This is a genomic window from Streptomyces sp. NPDC087215, from assembly GCF_044744885.1.
GTDB lineage: Bacteria > Actinomycetota > Actinomycetes > Streptomycetales > Streptomycetaceae > Streptomyces.
This window is the reverse complement of record NZ_JBIUZD010000002.1, coordinates 790,885-808,538: the sequence shown is the minus strand read 5'-3', so window position 1 is coordinate 808,538 and position 17,654 is coordinate 790,885. Positions and strand designations below refer to the sequence as shown.

Genomic DNA, 17,654 nt, shown 5'->3' with positions numbered 1-17,654 from the left:
CCTACGGGTGCTGGCTGCTGACGGAGACCGTCTCGCCGGTCATGTAGGAGGAGTAGCCGGAGGCGAGGAAGACGATGACGTTGGCGACCTCCCAGGGTTCGGCGTGGCGTCCGAAGGCCTCCCGCCCGGTGAGCTCGTCGAGGAGTTCGGCGGTGGTGACCTTGGCCAGGTGGGGGTGGAGGGCGAGGGACGGGGAGACGGCGTTGACGCGGACGCCGTAGGCGGCGGCCTCGACGGCGGCGCAGCGGGTGAGGGCCATGACCCCGGCCTTGGCGGCGGCGTAGTGGGCCTGTCCCGCCTGGGCGCGCCAGCCGACGACGGAGGCGTTGTTGACGACGACGCCTCCGGTGCCGGAGTCGCGGTAGCGGCGGAGGGCGGCGCGGACGCAGCGGAAGGTGCCGCCGAGGGTGACGTCGAGGACGCGGTCCCACTGCTCGTCGGTCATGTCGACGAGCTCGGCGGTGCCGCCGAGTCCGGCGTTGTTGACGAGGACGTCGAGGCGTCCGTGGAGGCGTACGGCGGTGTCGAGGAGGGCCTGGACCTGGGTCTCGTCGGTGACGTCGCAGGGCTGGGCGGCGACGGCCCCGGGGCCGAACTCGGCGGCGAGGGCGGTCTCGGTCTCCTTGAGGCGCCGGGTGTGGGCGTCGCTGAGGAGGACGCGGGCGCCCTCTTCGAGGAGGCGGCGGGCGGTGGCGCCGCCGATCCCGGCTCCGGCGGCGGCGGTGACGACGGCGGTGCGGCCGGTGAGGAGGCCGTGGCCGGGTTCGTAGGGGGGCGGGGGCTGTCTCGGGGTCACGGCTGCGGCTCCTTCGGGAGGCCGAGCACCCGCTCGGCGATGATGTTCCGCTGGATCTCGCTGGACCCGGCGTAGACGGTGTCGGCGCGGGAGAAGAGGAACAGGCGCTGCCGGTCGTCGAGTTCGTAGGGGGCGGCGGTGGCGAGGGCGGCGGCGGGGCCGCCGATCTCCAGGGCGAGTTCGCCGAGGTCGCGGTGCCAGTGGGACCAGCCGAGCTTGGCGGCGGAGGGGTCGGTGCCGCGCAGGGCTCCGGCGCGCAGGGCTTCGAGTCCGGCCCAGGCGCGGACGAGCCGGTCGCGGAGGGCGGGGTCGGCGGCGGCGCCGTTGCGGCGGGCGAGGGCGACGAGGGCGTCGAGTTCGCGGCGGAAGCCGACCTGCTGGCCGAGGGTGGAGACGCCCCGCTCGTAGCCGAGGGTGGCCATGGCGATCCGCCAGCCGTCGCCGGGGGCGCCGACGACATGGGCGGCTTCGGTGGTGGCGCCGTCGAAGAAGACCTCGTTGAACTCGCTGGTGCCGGTGAGCTGGACGATGGGCCGGATGTCGACGCCGGGCTGGTCCAGCGGGACGAGGAGGTAGGAGAGTCCGGCGTGCCGCCGGGAGCCGGGGGTGGTGCGGGCGAGGACGAAGCACCACTGGGCCTCGTGGGCGAGGGAGGTCCAGATCTTCTGGCCGTGCACCACCCACCGGCCGTCCTCCAGGGTGGCGCGGGTGCGGACGGCGGCGAGGTCGGAGCCCGCGTCGGGTTCGCTGTAGCCCTGGCACCAGAGTTCCCGGGCGGCGCGGACCTGGGGCAGGAAGCGGGCCTTCTGTTCCTCGGTGCCGTGGTCGATGAGGGTGGGGCCGAGGAGCTGCTCGCCGATGTGGTTGACGCGGGCGGGGGCGTCGGCGAGGGCGTACTCCTCGTGGAAGGCGATCTGCTGCTCGATGCTCGCGCCGCGTCCGCCGTACTTCTCGGGCCAGCCGACGCAGGTCCAGCCGTGGTCGGCCATGTGCCGTTCCCAGGCGAGCCGTTCGGCGAAGACCTCATGCTCGCGGCCGGGTCCGCCGCGGCCCCTGAGGGCGCCGAAGGAGCCGCTGAGGTGGGTCTTCAGCCAGCCCCGTATCTCCGTCCGGAACTTCTCGACGCTGCTCATGGCCGTACGTTAACCTACCAAACACTTGTTAGGGAACGGGTGAGGGCGGGGTGACCGATGGACCTCTCGTGCACACGGGCCGAGGAGGAGTTCCGGGCGGAGGCGCGGGAGTGGCTGCGGGCGCGGGTGCCCGCCGTCCCGCTGCCCTCCCTGGAGACGGCCGAGGGCTTCGCCGCCCATCGCGCCTGGGAGGCCGAACTGGCCGCCGCCCGCTGGTCGGTGGTCTCCTGGCCCGAGGAGTACGGGGGCCGGGGCGTCGGCCTCGACCGGTGGCTGGCCTTCGAGGAGGAGTACTGGGCGGCGGAGGCGCCCGGCCGGGTCTCGCAGAACGGCGTGCAGCTCCTCGCCCCCACCCTCTTCGACCACGGCACCGAGGAGCAGCGGGCCCGGGTGCTGCCGTCGATGGCGACCGGCGCGACGGTGTGGGCGCAGGCGTGGTCGGAGCCCGGGGCCGGGTCCGATCTGGCGGCGCTCACCTCCCGGGCGGTGCGCGCGGACGGCGGCTGGCTGCTGTCCGGGCAGAAGACCTGGTCGTCCCGGGCCGCCTTCGCCGACCGGGCCTTCGGCATCTTCCGCAGCGACCCGGCGGCGGCGCCGCACCGGGGGCTCACCTACCTGATGTTCGATCTGCGGGCGCCGGGCGTGACAGTGCGGCCCATCGGCAGGCTCGACGGGAAACCGGCCTTCGCCGAGCTGTTCCTCGACGAGGTCTTCGTCCCCGACGAGGACGTGATCGGGGAGCCGGGGCAGGGCTGGCGGATCGCGATGTCCACCACCGGCAACGAGCGCGGTCTGATGCTCCGCTCCCCCGGCCGCTTCCTCGCCGCCGCCGACCGGCTCGTCGGGCTGTGGCGGGCGGAGGGCGATCCGGCGGACTCGGCGCTGCGGGACCGGGTGGCGGACGCGGTGATCGGGGCGCGGGCGTACCGGCTGTTCACGGCGGGCGCGGCGGCCCGGCTCGCGGCGGGCGCCCCGGCGGGGGCGGAGTCCAGCCTCAACAAGGTCTTCTGGTCGGAGTACGACCTGGCGCTGCACGAGACGGCGCTCGATCTCCTTGGCGCGGAGGGCGAACTGGCGGACGGGCCGTGGGCGGAGGGGTACGTCTTCGCCCTCGCGGGCCCGCTGTACGCGGGGACGAACGAGATCCAGCGCGACATCATCGCCGAGCGGCTGCTCGGCCTCCCGAAGGGGCGCCGCTGATGGCCTTTCTGCCGACCGGTGAGCAGCGGGCGTTCGTCCGCTCGCTGGACGCGATGCTCGGCGCCTCGGACACTCCGGCGGCGGTCCGCGCCTGGGCGGGCGGCGATCCGGGGCCGGGCCTGGCCGTGTGGGGGCGGCTCGCGGAGGCGGGGGTGTGGGCGCTCGCGGTGCCGGAGGCGTACGAGGGGGTGGGGCCGCTCCCGGTGGAACTCGCGCACGCCTTCGTGGAGTTGGGGCGGCACGCGGTGCCGGGTCCGGTGGCGGAGACGGTCGCGGCGGCGGCCCTGCTCGGCGAGCTGGCCCGGCGGGGCGCGCCGGACCCGGCGAAGCGGCTGCTGCCCGCGCTGGCCTCGGGCGGGCGGACCGCGACGCTGGCGCTGGCGGACGCCGGGACGGGCCGGGTGCCGCGCGCCCTCGACGCGGACCGGGCGGATCTCGTCCTGGTCGTGCGGGGCGAGGAGCTGTGGCGGGCGCCGGGTCACGGGCCGGTCCGGGTCTCCGCCGACCCGGCCCGCAGGCTCGCCCGGCCCGCGCCGGGCGGGGAACTCCTCGCGGAGGGCCCGGCGGTGACGGCGGCGGCGCACCGCGCCCGGCGGTGGGCGGCGCTGGCGACGGCCGCGCAGTCGCTCGGCGTGGGGCTCGCGCTGCTGGACAGGACGGTGGAGTACGCCCTCGGGCGCACCCAGTTCGGGGCCTCGATCGGCACGTTCCAGGCGGTCAAGCACCGCCTGGCCGACACGCTGCTCGCCCTGGAGTTCGCCCGGCCGCTGCTGTTCGGGGCCGCGGTGGGCCTGGCGACGGCGGAACGGGAGGACGGGTGGTGGGGGGCGGCGGAGGGCGCGGCCGGACCGGCGCCCGCCGCCGGGTCCGGGCTCACCGTGGACGGGGAGCTGGCCGCGGCGAAGGTGGCCGCGGGCGAGGCGGGGTACGCGGCGGCCCGTACCGCCCTCCAGATCCACGGCGCGATCGGCTACACCGAGGAGCTGGACCTGTCCCTGTGGCTGCGCAAGGCCCGGCCGCTGCGGGACGCCTGGGGCGACCCGGCGTCCTGCCGGGCCGCCGTCCTGGACGCGTACCGGGGCACGGGCGCATGACTCCAGGCGCCGGGTCATGGCTCCCGGCGCGGCGGCGACTCGTCGTTGCCGCGCCGCAGGGTCCGCGCCGGACGCCCCGGGGTCCAGACCCGCACGACCAGCTCCTCGCCCTCGACCCGGGTCCGTACGACCTCGGACGGCTCCACCCGGAAGAGGTGGAACGGCTGGGGCGCGCCCGCCTCGGCCGCGTACCGGGCCAGGGCTCCGGGGTCGGTGATCTCGACGGCGCGTCCGGAGATCCGGACGTCCCCGCCGCCCATGCCCGTGCCGTCGCCGGGGTTGGCGAGCAGCGAGAGCCTCGGATCGCGGCGCAGGTCGAGGGCCTTGCGGGAGTTCGGCATCATGCCGAGCCACAGCTCGCCGTCGCGGAAGTCCGCCTCGATGCCGCTGAGCCGGGGCGAGCCGTCGGCGCGGAGGGTGGCGAGGGCGTGGTGGGTGTACTGCCCGAAGCGCTCGCGGACGGTCGTGGCGAAGTCGGGTTCGGCTGCCTCGAAGGACGGCCAGGTGGTGGTGTGTCCGGTGTCTCCCATGCGCCCAGGGAACACCGGATACCCGACATCTCCTGTCCGGATTGCTCAGGATTGCTCCGGACGCGCCCCGAGACCACCGCCTCAGGAGGTGGCGACGCGCTCCGCCTGGCTGCGCTCGACGCAGAACTCGTTCCCCTCGGGGTCCCCGAGGGTCACCCAGCCGGTGCCGTCGGGGTTGCGGCGGTCGTCGAGGAGGACGGCGCCGAGGCCGATCAGCCGGTCGACCTCCTCGTCCCGGGTGCGGTCCTGCGGCTGGAGGTCGAGGTGGACGCGGTTCTTGACGGCCTTGGGCTCGGGGACCTGGATGAAGAGCAGGTTCGCGCCGGGCGTCTCGACGAGCGCCTCCGGGTCCCCGGGCAGGTCGTCGTCGGAGAGCCGGGCGTCCAGGGCCTTCGCCCAGAAGGACGCCAGTGTGTGGGCGTCGGCGCAGTCGATGGTGACGTGGCGTACGAGAGAACTCATGGCGCCCATGCTCCCCGACGGGCGGTGCGGGAGCCACCGGGTTTCCCGCCGCGCGCGACCGCCGGTGCCGGTGCCCTGACCGGGCGGGCCTTTCGCGTTTCAGGCGCCGAGCTGTCCGCCCTTGACGCCCTCGACGAACGCGGAGAACGCGCCGGCAGACACGTCCAGGACGGGACCGCTCGGGACCTTCGAGTCACGGACGGGAACGAGGCCGAGGGTCGGCACCCTGTTGGGGGCGACCTCCACGCAGTTCCCGCCGGTGTCGCTGTAGGAGGACTTCAACCACTGCGGATCTTCGGTCACGGGTAGCCCTTTCGTGCCTTGCGGATCATGTCAACTGTCGCGCTCTGGGACAGAGATTCGGCCTGCAACTGATGGTAGGCCGTCAACAGGGGGAAGACTGCTGCCGAGTCCCGCTCCAGATGCCCCCGCATCTGCGACTCCGCATAGGCGACCACATTCATCTCAGGCATCGTCAACAGGTTGATCGGCAGGTACAGCGGTCGTTGCTCGCCTATCCCGAACGGCGCAACCTGCAGGACCGTGTTGGGAAGGTCGGCGAATGCCAGCAGGCGGTCGAGCTGGGCTCCCATCGTGCCGGGACCACCGACTTCCCGTCGGATGCAGCTCTCGTCCATCACGACCAACAGCATGGGTGGGCGAGGACGGACAAGTGTGGCTTGTCGCTCCGCCAGGAACGCAACCAGCTCGTCAGCCTGCTCATGGGTAATCGCACCCCGTCGAGCCTTGCTGTCCGCCAGCGCACGGGCGTATTCCGGCGTCTGGATCAGTCCAGGAACAATTCCGGTGTCGAACAGACGCAGCTCAACGGCCCGGCCCTCGTGTTCGACGTACTCGGGGAACCCCTCCAAGAGGGCCCCTTGACGCATCTCTCGCCATTCCCGCTCGAACAGGTCACCGGTCTCAAGCACGGCATCCGCACGCCGCGCGAAGCGGAGAGTCGCCAACTTGCGACCAGTTTCAACGGCTGAAATATGCGTCCCCGAATATCCCATGGGAGCGCCCAACTCAACCTGTGAAAAGCCCCGTTCCTCGCGCGACCTGCGGAGACGGGCCCCGAACGCAGCTTGCGGCGAGGCATCCGGGTCCAAGTCCTTCCGGTTCACCACGGTGACTCCAACTTGTCTTCCTTTCTCGACACGTTGAATGACTCCAGACTCTAGGCCACGCTGGCGACCCCCGGTAGCGAAATCGCTACGGAGAGGAGCGAGCGCGTGCTTGATCACGGTGATGCGGACGCACGGGCGACCTCGGCCCCGCACTCCCTGGGTTCCTTCGTGGTGGACGAGCGGAATCACCGGTTCGGCCGGGTGTTCGGCCGCAGCGGCGAGACGTTGACCTTGCGTCGTCCCGGCGGTGGTGCCGAGTGGTCCGCGCCGACGGCCGACGTGCGGAGGCCGACCGCCGAGGAGTGGGTGAGCATCCGCCTGCTGATCACGCCGGTCCGGAGGGAGGGGCCGTGACGGGCCCGTGGGCGGTGATACCGCCCTCGTACGTCGCCGAGCTGTACGCGGTGGGGCCGGTCGCCGGGACCTGGCTGCCGACGACGTACAGCCTGGGGCGGTTCGAGAGCATCTCTCCCAAGCTCGTGCTCCGCTGGCTCCGGGGCGAGGCCCTGCGGCTGGCCGACCGGCTCGACCCCGACCCCGCCCGGATGGACCGGTTCCCACCGGGCACCTACCGCGTCGCGCCCCCCGGCCCCCACTGCGCCGACGCGCTCCGGGACTGGGCGAGGAGCGAGGACGCCGCCCTCCACGCCCGCGAGACCCTGCGCGTCCGCAGCCCCCTCCGCCTCACCTTCACCGACCAGGACTGTGCCTACGTCCTCAGCGTCTGGCTCAGCACCGCCCGCACCGAGGACGTGCGGGCCCCTCCGCCCCCGGCGGCGCGGCGCGGCCCGGAAGTGGACACCCCCTGATCTCCCGCCCCCGCCACGAGGTCCCCGGCCCGGACAGCACGGGGACCGTGATCCGCTCCGTGGCCGGGGCGGGGCACCACCCCCGGCCCCGGACGCGCCACGGCGCCCGCCCAGTCGTCCGGTCGGGGACATTCGGGGGGCGCCGTGCTCAGTTCCGTACGTCGTTGTACGGGACGTTCTCGGGGGCCGGTCAGACCGTGAGGGACCGGTCCGTGGGGCGGATCGGGGCCGGCAGGGAGCTGGCTCCGGTCAGGTAGCGGTCCACGCCCCGGGCGGCGGAGCGGCCCTCGGCGATGGCCCAGACGATCAGGGACTGGCCGCGACCGGCGTCACCGGCGACGAAGACGCCGTCGACGTTGGTGGCGAAGTCCGCGTCCCGGGCGATGTTGCCGCGCTCGTCGAGGTCCAGGCCGAACTGGGCGACCAGGCCGTTCTCCACGTCCGTGCCGGTGAAGCCCATCGCGAGGGTGACCAGCTGGGCGGGGATGCGGCGCTCGGTGCCCGGCTTCTGGGTCAGCCTGCCGTCGACGAACTCGACCTCGACGAGGTGGAGGAACTGCACGTTGCCGTCCTCGTCGCCCTCGAAGTGGGTGGTGGAGACGGAGTAGACCCGCTCGCCGCCCTCCTCGTGCGCGGAGGTGACCTTGTACAGCATGGGGAAGGTCGGCCAGGGCTGGCCCGGGGTCCGCTCCTCGCCCGGCCGGGGCATGATCTCCAGCTGGGTGACGGAGGCGGCGCCCTGGCGGTGGGCCGTGCCGACGCAGTCGGCGCCGGTGTCGCCGCCGCCGATGACGACGACGTGCTTGCCCTCGGCGGTGATCGGCGGGGCCACGAAGTCGCCCTCGACGACCTTGTTGGCCAGCGGCAGGTACTCCATCGCCTGGTGGATGCCGGAGAGTTCGCGGCCCGGCACGGGCAGGTCGCGGGCGGTGGTGGCGCCCGCGGCGACGACGACCGCGTCGTAGCGGTTGCGCAGCGTCGTGGCGGGCATGTCGCGGCCGATCTCGACCCCGGTGCGGAACTTGGTGCCCTCCGCGCGCATCTGCTCGATGCGGCGGTTGATGTGCCGCTTCTCCATCTTGAACTCGGGGATGCCGTACCGCAGGAGGCCGCCGACGCGGTCCGCGCGCTCGTAGACGGCGACGGTGTGTCCGGCCCGGGTCAGCTGCTGGGCGGCGGCGAGACCGGCGGGGCCCGAGCCGATGACGGCGACGGTCTTGCCGGAGAGCCGGTCGGGTGCCTGCGGCTTGACGTCGCCGCCGTCCCAGGCCTTGTCGATGATGGAGACTTCGACGTTCTTGATGGTGACGGCGGGCTGGTTGATGCCGAGCACGCACGCGGCCTCGCACGGGGCGGGGCAGAGGCGGCCGGTGAACTCCGGGAAGTTGTTGGTGGCGTGCAGCCGCTCCGACGCCGCCGTCCAGTCCTCGCGGTAGGCGTAGTCGTTCCACTCGGGGATGAGGTTTCCGAGGGGACAGCCGTTGTGGCAGAACGGGATGCCGCAGTCCATGCAGCGGCCTGCCTGCTTGCTGATGATCGGCAGCAGGGAACCGGGAACGTAGACCTCGTTCCAGTCCCTGAGGCGCTCGCCCACCGGGCGGGTCTGGGCGACTTCGCGGCCGGTGGTCAGGAAGCCCTTGGGGTCAGCCATGGGTCGCCGCCTCCATCATCTTCTCGGTGGTCTCGGCCTCGGAGAGACCGGCGAGCTCAGCGGCGTCCTTGGCGGCGAGCACTGCCTTGTACGTGGTGGGGATGATCTTGCTGAACCGGTCCGCGTTCGTGTCCCAGCCGGCCAGCAGCTTCTCGGCGACCGTGGAGCCGGTCTCCTCGTGGTGGCGGCGCACGACGTCGTGCAGCCAGTCCTTGTCGGCGTCCGACGGGGCTTCGATCGCGCCCAGGTTGCCGGAGTTGACGTTGTCCCGGTCGAGGTCGACGACGTAGGCGACGCCGCCGGACATGCCCGCCGCGAAGTTGCGGCCGGTCTCGCCGAGGACGACGGCCGTGCCGCCGGTCATGTACTCGCAGCCGTGGTCGCCCACGCCCTCCGAGACGACCAGGGCGCCGGAGTTGCGGACGCAGAAGCGCTCGCCGGTGCGGCCGCGGAGGAAGAGTTCGCCGCCGGTCGCGCCGTAGCCGATGGTGTTGCCCGCGATGGTGGAGTACTCGGCGAGGTGATCGGCGCCCCGGTCGGGGCGGACCACGACCCGGCCGCCGGAGAGGCCCTTGCCGACGTAGTCGTTGGCGTCGCCCTCCAGGCGGAGGGTGACACCGCTCGGCAGGAAGGCGCCGAACGACTGGCCCGCGGAGCCGGTGAAGGTGATGTCGATGGTGTCGGCCGGGAGACCGGCGCCGCCGAACCGCTTCGTCACGTGGTGGCCGAGCATGGTGCCGACCGTGCGGTTGATGTTGCGGATGGCGACCTGGGCGCGGACCGGCTGGGCCTCGGCGGCGGAGGGCGCGTTCAGGGCCTCGGAGGCCAGCTCGATCAGCTGGTTGTCGAGGGCCTTCGCCAGACCGTGGTCCTGCTCGATCAGGGCGTGGCGGACCGCGCCCTCGGGCAGCTCGGGCACGTGGAACAGCGGCGCCAGGTCGAGGCCCTGCGCCTTCCAGTGGGTGACCGCGCGGCTGGTGTCGAGGAACTCGGCGTGGCCGACGGCCTCCTCCAGGGTGCGGAAGCCCATTTCGGCGAGGATCTCGCGGACCTCTTCGGCGATGAACTCGAAGAAGTTGACGACGAACTCGGGCTTGCCGGAGAAGCGGTCGCGCAGGACCGGGTTCTGGGTGGCGATGCCGACCGGGCAGGTGTCCAGGTGGCAGACGCGCATCATGACGCAGCCGGAGACGACGAGCGGCGCGGTCGCGAAACCGAACTCCTCGGCGCCGAGCAGCGCGGCGATGACGACGTCACGGCCGGTCTTGAGCTGGCCGTCGGTCTGGACGACGATCCGGTCGCGCAGCCCGTTGAGCAGCAGGGTCTGCTGGGTCTCGGCGAGGCCCAGCTCCCAGGGGCCGCCCGCGTGCTTGAGGCTCGTCAGCGGCGAGGCGCCCGTACCGCCGTCGTGGCCGGAGATGAGGACGACGTCCGCGTGGGCCTTGGAGACACCGGCGGCGACCGTGCCGACGCCGACCTCGGAGACCAGCTTCACATGGATGCGGGCGACCGGGTTGGCGTTCTTGAGGTCGTGGATGAGCTGGGCGAGGTCCTCGATGGAGTAGATGTCGTGGTGCGGCGGCGGCGAGATGAGGCCGACGCCGGGCGTCGAGTGACGCGTCTTCGCGACCCACGGGTAGACCTTGTGGCCGGGCAGCTGGCCGCCCTCGCCGGGCTTGGCGCCCTGCGCCATCTTGATCTGGATGTCGTCGGCGTTGACCAGGTACTCGCTGGTGACGCCGAAGCGGCCGGAGGCGACCTGCTTGATGGCGGAGCGGCGGGCCGGGTCGTAGAGGCGGTCCGGGTCCTCGCCGCCCTCGCCCGTGTTGGACTTGGCGCCCAGCTGGTTCATGGCGACGGCGAGGGTCTCGTGGGCCTCGCGGGAGATGGAGCCGTACGACATGGCACCGGTGGAGAACCGCTTGACGATCTCGGAGACCGGCTCGACCTCGTCGACGGGGATCGAGGGGCGGCCGGAGCTGAGGCCGAAGAGGCCGCGGAGCGTCATCAGCCGCTCGGACTGCTCGTTCACCCGCTCCGTGTACTTCTTGAAGATGTCGTAGCGCCTGGCGCGCGTGGCGTGCTGGAGGCGGAAGACGGTGTCCGGGTCGAACAGGTGCGGCTCGCCCTCGCGGCGCCACTGGTACTCGCCGCCGATGTCCAGGGCGCGGTGCGCCGAGGGGACGCCGGAGACGGGGTACGCCTTGGCGTGGCGGGCGGCCACCTCCTTGGCGACGACGTCGAGCCCGGCGCCGCCGATCTTGGTGGCGGTGCCCTGGAAGTAGGTGGCGACGAAGGCCTCGTCGAGGCCGATGGCCTCGAAGACCTGGGCGCCCCGGTAGGAGGCGACGGTGGAGATGCCCATCTTGGACATGACCTTGAGGACGCCCTTGCCGAGGGCGTAGATCAGGTTCCGGATGGCCTGCTCGGGCTCCAGGCCCTCGATGAACGTCCCGGCGCGGACCAGGTCCTCGACGGACTCCATGGCGAGGTACGGGTTGACGGCGGCGGCGCCGTAGCCGATGAGCAGGGCGACGTGGTGGACCTCGCGGACGTCTCCCGCCTCGACGAGGAGGCCCACCTTGGTCCGCTGCTTGGTGCGGATGAGGTGGTGGTGGACGGCCGCGGTGAGCAGCAGCGAGGGGATCGGGGCGTGCTCGGCGTCGGAGTGCCGGTCGGAGAGCACGACGATGCGGGCGCCGCCCTCGATCGCGGTGTCGGCCTCGGCGCAGATGGCGTCGATGCGGGCGGCGAGGGCCTCGCCGCCGCCGGAGACCCGGTAGAGGCCGGAGAGCGTCGCGGCCTTCATGCCGGGCATGTCGCCGTCGGCGTTGATGTGGATGAGCTTGGCCAGCTCGTCGTTGTCGATCACCGGGAAGGTCAGGGTGACGCTGCGACACGATCCGGCGGTGGGCTCCAGGAGGTTGCCCTGGGGGCCGAGGGAGGAGCGCAGCGAGGTCACGAGCTCTTCGCGGATCGCGTCCAGCGGCGGGTTGGTGACCTGCGCGAAGAGCTGGGTGAAGTAGTCGAAGAGCAGCCGGGGGCGGGCCGAGAGGGCCGCGATCGGCGAGTCCGTGCCCATGGAGCCGAGGGGCTCGCCCGCGGTGCGGGCCATCGGGGCGAGGATGACGCGCAGCTCTTCCTCGGTGTAGCCGAAGGTCTGCTGGCGGCGGGTGACCGAGGCGTGGGTGTGCACGATGTGCTCGCGCTCGGGGAGGTCGGAGAGCTCGATCTCGCCGGTCTCCAGCCACTCCTCGTAGGGCTGCTCGGCGGCGAGGGCGGCCTTGATCTCGTCGTCCTCGACGATGCGGTGCTCGGCGGTGTCGACGAGGAACATCTTGCCGGGCTGGAGGCGGCCCTTGCGGACGACCCTGGAGGGGTCGATGTCGAGGACGCCGACCTCGGAGGAGAGGACGACGAGGCCCTCGTCGGTGACCCAGTAGCGGCCGGGGCGCAGTCCGTTGCGGTCGAGGACCGCGCCGACCTGGACGCCGTCGGTGAAGGTGACGCAGGCCGGGCCGTCCCAGGGCTCCATCATCGTGGAGTGGTACTGGTAGAAGGCGCGGCGGGCCGGTTCCATCGTCTCGTGGTTCTCCCACGCCTCCGGGACCATCATCAGGACCGCGTGGGGCAGGGAACGGCCGCCGAGGTGGAGCAGCTCCAGGACCTCGTCGAAGGAGGCCGAGTCGGAGGCGTCGGGGGTGCAGACCGGGAAGATCCGGTCCAGCGAGCCCTCGCCGAAGACCTCGGAGGAGAGCTGCGCCTCGCGGGCGGTCATCCAGTTGCGGTTGCCCTTGACCGTGTTGATCTCGCCGTTGTGGGCGACGAAGCGGTACGGGTGGGCGAGCGGCCAGCTCGGGAAGGTGTTGGTGGAGAACCGCGAGTGGACCAGGGCCACGGCGGTGGCGCAGCGGCGGTCCGACAGGTCGGGGAAGAAGGGCTCCAGCTGACCGGTGGTGAGCATCCCCTTGTAGACGAGGGTGCGGGCGGAGAGCGACGGGAAGTAGGTCGCCGCCTCGCGCTCGGCGCGCTTGCGCAGGACGAAGGCCTTGCGGTCGAGCGCGATGCCGGTGGCGGCGCCGTCGGCGTCGGCCACGAAGAGCTGGCGGAAGACCGGCATGGTGGAGCGGGCGGAGGCGCCGAGGAGCTCGGGGGTGACGGGGACGGCACGCCAGCCGAGGACGGTGAGGCCCTCTTCGGCGGCGATCGCCCCGATCCTCGCGGCGGTCTCGTCGGTGCCGTCCTCGGGGAGGAAGGCGATGCCCACGGCGTACGCGCCCGCCTCGGGGAGCTCGCATCCGGCGACCTCGCGGAGGAAGGCGTCGGGGACCTGGAGCAGGATGCCGGCGCCGTCGCCGGAGTCGGGCTCGGAGCCGGTGGCGCCGCGGTGTTCGAGATTGCGCAGTACGGTGAGCGCCTGCTCGACCAGCGCGTGGCTGGCCACACCGGTGAGGGTGGCCACGAACCCGACACCGCAGGCGTCGTGTTCGTTGCGGGGGTCGTACATCCCCTGAGGAGCGGGGCGACCGTCCATGGGCGACCAGGCGTCGGAACGCATCGGCTCTCCCGTCGTCGTCGTGGCATATGCAACTGCCGAGGGACGACGTTGGCCCTCCGCGAAATTTGGTGCAGGTTACATGATGGACGGCTTCTCGATAAGTGGATAGCGCATTCCAACATGCGGACATCACCGACACGGAGCGGTGGTGTCCGGTTCATCTGTGGGGTGCGGCGACAGGGGCTGTCCCGCGGGGGACGGATCGGATGATCCGGAGGGTCTGCGGGGCTCCGGCGACCCGTCGCTCTGATCGGGCTCCGTTGCCCGGCGACGCTCATGCCTCATTCCCGTTGGTCACAGGTTCGAAACCGCCGGGTAACCGGCTATATATGTGGCGTCCTGCATAGTGTCTCATCGAGACGGCCGATCGGCCCAGGGAGATACGTCACAACCCGTACGGGGCTTTCGTCCCCGAATGGGCACCGCACAAAGACGGCGGGCCTCGGGGCGGAGGGCCTGGGGCCCGGACCCCCGGGGCCCGCCGTGGGGCGGAGGCGGTCCGCAGGGGTGCGCGGGGGACGGCGCCACGGGGGCGCGGGGCCTGCCCGAAGGGGCGCGGGGCCCGCCCCCGAAAGGCCACGGGCCCGCGCGAAAGGTCGCGGGGCCCGGCCGGAGGGTCACGGAGCCACAGAGCTACGGGGTCACGGAGCCACAGGGTCACGGACCCACAGAGAACCGCGGAGCCACAGGGCTGCGGAACCGCAGGGCTACAGCGCCGCCCCGAAGAGCATCCCCAGCCCGTACGTGACCGCCGCCGCCGCGCCGCCGAGCAGCAGCTGGCGCAGTCCGCTGAAGAGCCAGCCACGGGCCGTCACCCGGGCCACGAGCGCGCCGCAGGCGAAGAGACCGAGGAGGGCGAGGAGGACGGCGGGCCAGAGCGAGGTCGCGCCCAGCAGGTACGGCAGCAGCGGCAGCAGCGCGCCGAGCGCGAAGGAGCCGAAGGACGAGACGGCGGCGACCATCGGCGACGGCAGGTCGTCCGGGTCGATGCCCAGTTCCTCACGGGCGTGGATCTCCAGCGCCTGCTCGGGGTCCTTGGACAGCTGCATCGCGACCTCGCGGGCGAGCGCGGGCTCGACGCCCCGGGAGACGTAGAGCGCGGCCAGCTCCTCCATCTCGTCGACCGGGTGCTTGCGCAACTGGCGCCGCTCGACGTCCAGTTCCGCCTGGACGAGTTCCCGCTGCGAGGCGACGGAGGTGTACTCGCCCGCCGCCATCGAGAAGGCACCGGCCGCGAGACCGGCGAGACCGGTGATGACGACGGTCTGCGAGGAGACCGCGCCGCCCGCGACTCCGGTCATCAGGGCGAGGTTGGAGACGAGACCGTCCATCGCGCCGAAGACGGCGGGACGGAGCCAGCCGCCGTTCACGTCGCGGTGCGTGTGGTTGTCGCGGTGGGCCTCGTGCAGTGGCGCGTGCGCCTCGATGATGGACATGGTTCTCCCCTTCGTTCCGGCGGGCCGGGTCGCACCCGCCGCCCCCAACGCCTTCGAAAATACGCGCGATGTAAGGGGCGCGCCAGCAAGGCAGGCCGTACTTACTAAGGCGTGCCTTGCCGCGTGCCGCGCTGCGCGGACCGGATTCCGGCGAGGCGTCAGGCGGGTGACAGAGACGTTTCTTCGGCGAGTTCCCGGCCCGGAGTGGCACAGATCCGGGGCACCGGGGCGCCATCGGCGCGCCCCCACCGGGGAATGGGGCCTCGTGATGGTGACCACCACGAAAAAAAATGTGACCCGCGCGAACGCGCGAGCCGTCTCGATCCGCACGCCCCGACACTGGACCTCTCCCCTCAAGAACCGGCTGTCGGCCTCCGTCCCGTCCTTCGACGGCACCGGCTCCGACACCCTGGCCGAACTGACCCTCCTGGAGGCCGTACGCCCATGACCGGCATCGTCGTACTCGGCAGCACCAACATGGACCTCGTCGCCTACGTCCCGAGGGCGCCCGCCCTCGGCGAGACCGTCACCGGCCGCTCCTTCCGCACCGTCCCCGGCGGCAAGGGCGCCAACCAGGCCGTCGCCGCCGCCCGCGCCGGGGGTGAGGTGTCGATGATCGGCGCGGTCGGCGCGGACGACTTCGGGACACGGCTCCGGTCCGCGCTCGACCACGCCTCGGTCGACACCGACCTGCTGCGCACCGTCGAGGGCGCCTCCGGCACCGCCCACATCGTCGTCGACGACCGGGGCGGCAACGCGATCGTCGTCGTCCCCGGCGCCAACGGCACCGTGACCGCCCTCACCCACGGCGACGAGGCCCTCATCGGCACCGCCGACACCCTGCTCCTCCAGCTCGAACTCCCCCTCTCCGTCGTCGTGGAGGGCGCCGCGACCGCCCGCCGCCTCGGCGTCCGCACCGTCCTCACCCCCGCTCCCGCCCGGCCGCTGCCCGCCGAACTCCTCGCCGTGACCGATCTGCTGGTGCCCAACGAGCACGAGGCCGCCGCGCTCACCGGGCGGGCCGACCCCCGCGAGGCCGCGCTGGCCCTGCTCCGGGACGTCCCCGAGGTGGTCGTCACCCTCGGGGCGGCCGGCAGCCTGCACGCGGCGCGCGGCGCCGGACCGGTCCTCGTCCCCGCCCCCCGGGTACGGGCCGTGGACACCACCGGGGCGGGCGACACCCTCGTCGGGGCGCTCGCGGTCGCCCTCGGTGAGGGCCGTCCCCTCCCCGAGGCGCTGGCCTGGGCGCAGACCGCCGCCGCGCTCTCCGTCCAGCGCGAGGGCGCCTCGACGTCGATGCCGTTCCGCACCGAGATCGAGGCGGCCTTCGGACCGCTCGGCAGCGGGGAGACCGACCACGTATGACCACCGCACCCGCCGCAGGTGCGGCGGGTGCGGCGGGTGCGGTGGGTGCGGTGGGTGCGGTGGGTGCGGTGGATCGAGGCCCTGCCCGTCCAGAGGGCGGTACTGACCGCTTCCCCCACTCCGCTGACCTGGCTTTACGCCCCCGGCGACCGGCCCGAGGTGGTCCGCGAGGCCCTGGTCTCCGGCGCCGACGTCGTGATCGTCGATCTGGAGAACGCGGTCGCCCCGCACCGCAAGGCGTACGCCCTGGACACCACGGCGGATCTCCTCACGGGGCCCTCCCCCTTCCCGGTGCACGTCCGCGTCCGTACCGGCCCGACCCGACCCCTGTCCGGGGCCCGGCACCCCGCCGACGGCCCCCGGACAGACGGAAGGGCCGCCGGAACCAATGGTTCCGGCGGCCCTTCCACGTTGACGGGGAGCGTCAGCCCTTGGCGGCCGATCCCGCTCCGTTGCCCGCGCCGTGCCCGACGTCCTCAGCGGACTGCCCGGACTCCCCGGCGTCCCCTTCGGCACCGTCCCGGACGGCATCCCCGGACTCGGTGGCTACGGTCTTCTTCCCGGAGCCTTCCTCCGCGTCGGCGTCCTCGGCGTCGCCGTCCTTCGCCTCGGCGTCCTTCACGGAACCGTCCTCGGTGCCGCCTTCGGTACCGGCGGCGTCCTTCGCCGCGGCCCTCGGCTCCACGATCTCCTCGCGGCCCGGACGGACCCGGGCGGAGATCACCATGTAGAGCACGGCGAGCAGGAAGACGACGATCGCCGTCCACACGTTCAGACGCACGCCCAGGATGTGGTGGGCCTCGTCGACCCGCATGTACTCGATCCAGGCGCGGCCCGCGCAGTAGGCGGCGACGTAGAGCGCGAAGGCACGTCCGTGGCCGAGGGTGAAGCGGCGGTCGGCCCAGACGACCAGGACGGCCACACCGACGCACCACAGCGACTCGTACAGGAAGGTCGGGTGGTACAGCCCGGCCTCGCGGTTGGCGCTCGCGGTGATCTTCAGGGCCCAGGGCAGATCGGTCGGCTTCCCGTAGAGCTCCTGGTTGAACCAGTTGCCCCAGCGGCCGATGGCCTGGGCCAGGACGATGCCGGGGGCGATGGCGTCGGCGTACGCCGGGAGCGGGATGCCCCGGCGGCGGCAGCCGATCCAGGCGCCCACCGCGCCGAACGCGATGGCGCCCCAGATGCCGAGGCCGCCCTCCCAGATCTTGAAGGCGTCGACCCAGTCCTGACCCTCGCTGAAGTACAGCTGGTAGTCGGTGATGACGTGGTAGAGGCGTCCGCCGACGAGGCCGAAGGGCACCGCCCAGACGGCGATGTCGGCCACGGTGCCGGCGGTGCCGCCCCGGGCGATCCAGCGCTTGTTGCCGTACCAGACGGCGACGAAGACACCGAGGATGATGCAGAAGGCGTAGCCGCGCAGCGGGATCGGTCCGAGGTGGATCACGCCGGTCGACGGGCTGGGGATGTAGGCAAGTTCCATGGCAGGT

Annotated in this window: 15 protein-coding genes and 2 pseudogenes; 7 read left to right on the top strand and 10 right to left on the bottom strand. The window is 72.7% G+C overall.

The annotated features are described in order from the left end of the window. Nucleotide 1: 1 nt before the first annotated feature. Both ACIO92_RS08250 and ACIO92_RS08245 read right to left on the bottom strand, forming a co-directional pair. Nucleotides 2-796, bottom strand: a complete 795-nt coding sequence (locus ACIO92_RS08250; protein WP_366442946.1) for an SDR family oxidoreductase — start codon at nt 794-796, stop codon at nt 2-4. Continuing rightward, nucleotides 793-1,929 carry an acyl-CoA dehydrogenase family protein gene (locus ACIO92_RS08245; protein WP_402279345.1) on the bottom strand — a complete coding sequence of 379 codons (1,137 nt, stop codon included), beginning with the start codon at nt 1,927-1,929 and terminating at the stop codon, nt 793-795. Before ACIO92_RS08245 ends, ACIO92_RS08250 begins: the two co-directional genes overlap by 4 nt. Nucleotides 1,930-1,986: 57 nt before the next feature. On the opposite strand from ACIO92_RS08245, the gene ACIO92_RS08240 reads away from it, so the two are divergent. Both ACIO92_RS08240 and ACIO92_RS08235 read left to right on the top strand, forming a co-directional pair. Next, a complete protein-coding gene (locus ACIO92_RS08240) occupies nt 1,987-3,129 on the top strand; it encodes an acyl-CoA dehydrogenase family protein (RefSeq protein WP_401235705.1) in 1,143 nt (380 codons plus the stop codon). After that, nucleotides 3,129-4,223: an acyl-CoA dehydrogenase family protein gene (locus ACIO92_RS08235; protein WP_401235706.1), complete on the top strand. Its 1,095-nt coding sequence runs from the start codon at nt 3,129-3,131 to the stop codon at nt 4,221-4,223. The genes ACIO92_RS08240 and ACIO92_RS08235 overlap by 1 nt, the downstream gene beginning before the upstream one ends. 14 nt (nt 4,224-4,237) lie before the next feature. On the opposite strand, the gene ACIO92_RS08230 is transcribed toward ACIO92_RS08235, so the two are convergent. From ACIO92_RS08230 to ACIO92_RS08215, 4 genes and pseudogenes are all read right to left on the bottom strand, one after another. Beyond that, nucleotides 4,238-4,753 (bottom strand): pyridoxamine 5'-phosphate oxidase family protein, encoded by a 516-nt coding sequence (locus tag ACIO92_RS08230; RefSeq protein ID WP_366441667.1) that lies wholly within the window; start codon nt 4,751-4,753, stop codon nt 4,238-4,240. 90 nt (nt 4,754-4,843) lie between these two features. Continuing rightward, a pseudogene (locus ACIO92_RS08225) lies at nt 4,844-5,215 on the bottom strand (VOC family protein); the annotation flags it as partial. A 99-nt stretch (nt 5,216-5,314) separates the two neighbouring features. Beyond that, nucleotides 5,315-5,518 (bottom strand): DUF397 domain-containing protein, encoded by a 204-nt coding sequence (locus ACIO92_RS08220; protein WP_366441666.1) that lies wholly within the window; start codon nt 5,516-5,518, stop codon nt 5,315-5,317. Next, the gene (locus tag ACIO92_RS08215) at nt 5,515-6,345 is read right to left on the bottom strand and encodes a helix-turn-helix transcriptional regulator (RefSeq protein WP_366441665.1); all 831 of its coding nucleotides are present in this window, start codon (nt 6,343-6,345) and stop codon (nt 5,515-5,517) included. Before ACIO92_RS08215 ends, ACIO92_RS08220 begins: the two co-directional genes overlap by 4 nt. Nucleotides 6,346-6,450: 105 nt before the next feature. Here ACIO92_RS08215 and ACIO92_RS08210 point away from each other — a divergent pair, with 105 nt between their 5' ends. Together ACIO92_RS08210 and ACIO92_RS08205 are read left to right on the top strand one after the other, a co-directional pair. Next, nucleotides 6,451-6,699: a hypothetical protein gene (locus tag ACIO92_RS08210; RefSeq protein WP_366441664.1), complete on the top strand. Its 249-nt coding sequence runs from the start codon at nt 6,451-6,453 to the stop codon at nt 6,697-6,699. Continuing rightward, nucleotides 6,696-7,154 carry a hypothetical protein gene (locus ACIO92_RS08205; protein WP_366441663.1) on the top strand — a complete coding sequence of 153 codons (459 nt, stop codon included), beginning with the start codon at nt 6,696-6,698 and terminating at the stop codon, nt 7,152-7,154. Before ACIO92_RS08210 ends, ACIO92_RS08205 begins: the two co-directional genes overlap by 4 nt. Nucleotides 7,155-7,344: 190 nt before the next feature. Here ACIO92_RS08205 and ACIO92_RS08200 read toward each other — a convergent pair whose 3' ends face one another. The 3 genes from ACIO92_RS08200 to ACIO92_RS08190 form a co-directional block, all read right to left on the bottom strand. Next, the gene (locus tag ACIO92_RS08200) at nt 7,345-8,805 is read right to left on the bottom strand and encodes a glutamate synthase subunit beta (protein WP_366441662.1); all 1,461 of its coding nucleotides are present in this window, start codon (nt 8,803-8,805) and stop codon (nt 7,345-7,347) included. Beyond that, a complete protein-coding gene (gene gltB / locus ACIO92_RS08195) occupies nt 8,798-13,363 on the bottom strand; it encodes a glutamate synthase large subunit (protein WP_401235717.1) in 4,566 nt (1,521 codons plus the stop codon). The genes ACIO92_RS08200 and gltB overlap by 8 nt, the downstream gene beginning before the upstream one ends. Before the next feature lie 707 nt (nt 13,364-14,070). Further along, nucleotides 14,071-14,799 carry a VIT1/CCC1 transporter family protein gene (locus ACIO92_RS08190; RefSeq protein ID WP_366441660.1) on the bottom strand — a complete coding sequence of 243 codons (729 nt, stop codon included), beginning with the start codon at nt 14,797-14,799 and terminating at the stop codon, nt 14,071-14,073. Nucleotides 14,800-15,091: 292 nt separating this feature from the next. On the opposite strand from ACIO92_RS08190, the gene ACIO92_RS08185 reads away from it, so the two are divergent. From ACIO92_RS08185 to ACIO92_RS08175, 3 genes and pseudogenes are all read left to right on the top strand, one after another. Then, a complete protein-coding gene (locus tag ACIO92_RS08185) occupies nt 15,092-15,247 on the top strand; it encodes a hypothetical protein (protein ID WP_402279354.1) in 156 nt (51 codons plus the stop codon). Beyond that, nucleotides 15,244-16,164: a ribokinase gene (rbsK, locus tag ACIO92_RS08180; RefSeq protein WP_401235722.1), complete on the top strand. Its 921-nt coding sequence runs from the start codon at nt 15,244-15,246 to the stop codon at nt 16,162-16,164. The genes ACIO92_RS08185 and rbsK overlap by 4 nt, the downstream gene beginning before the upstream one ends. A gap of 102 nt (nt 16,165-16,266) precedes the next feature. Continuing rightward, nucleotides 16,267-16,566, top strand: a pseudogene (locus tag ACIO92_RS08175) (aldolase/citrate lyase family protein); the annotation flags it as partial. Nucleotides 16,567-16,588: 22 nt separating this feature from the next. Here ACIO92_RS08175 and lgt read toward each other — a convergent pair. Continuing rightward, nucleotides 16,589-17,647, bottom strand: coding sequence for a prolipoprotein diacylglyceryl transferase (gene lgt, locus ACIO92_RS08170; protein WP_402279357.1), 1,059 nt, complete (start codon nt 17,645-17,647; stop codon nt 16,589-16,591). Nucleotides 17,648-17,654: the final 7 nt, after the last annotated feature.

Coding starts and splice junctions, on each gene's coding strand:
- gltB (WP_401235717.1), bottom strand. CDS start 13,363: ATGCGTTCCGACGCCTGGTCGCCCATGGACGGTCGCCCCGCTCCTCAG.
- ACIO92_RS08240 (WP_401235705.1), top strand. CDS start 1,987: ATGGACCTCTCGTGCACACGGGCCGAGGAGGAGTTCCGGGCGGAGGCG.
- ACIO92_RS08235 (WP_401235706.1), top strand. CDS start 3,129: ATGGCCTTTCTGCCGACCGGTGAGCAGCGGGCGTTCGTCCGCTCGCTG.
- lgt (WP_402279357.1), bottom strand. CDS start 17,647: ATGGAACTTGCCTACATCCCCAGCCCGTCGACCGGCGTGATCCACCTC.
- rbsK (WP_401235722.1), top strand. CDS start 15,244: ATGACCGGCATCGTCGTACTCGGCAGCACCAACATGGACCTCGTCGCC.
- ACIO92_RS08200 (WP_366441662.1), bottom strand. CDS start 8,805: ATGGCTGACCCCAAGGGCTTCCTGACCACCGGCCGCGAAGTCGCCCAG.
- ACIO92_RS08245 (WP_402279345.1), bottom strand. CDS start 1,929: ATGAGCAGCGTCGAGAAGTTCCGGACGGAGATACGGGGCTGGCTGAAG.
- ACIO92_RS08230 (WP_366441667.1), bottom strand. CDS start 4,753: ATGGGAGACACCGGACACACCACCACCTGGCCGTCCTTCGAGGCAGCC.
- ACIO92_RS08190 (WP_366441660.1), bottom strand. CDS start 14,799: ATGTCCATCATCGAGGCGCACGCGCCACTGCACGAGGCCCACCGCGAC.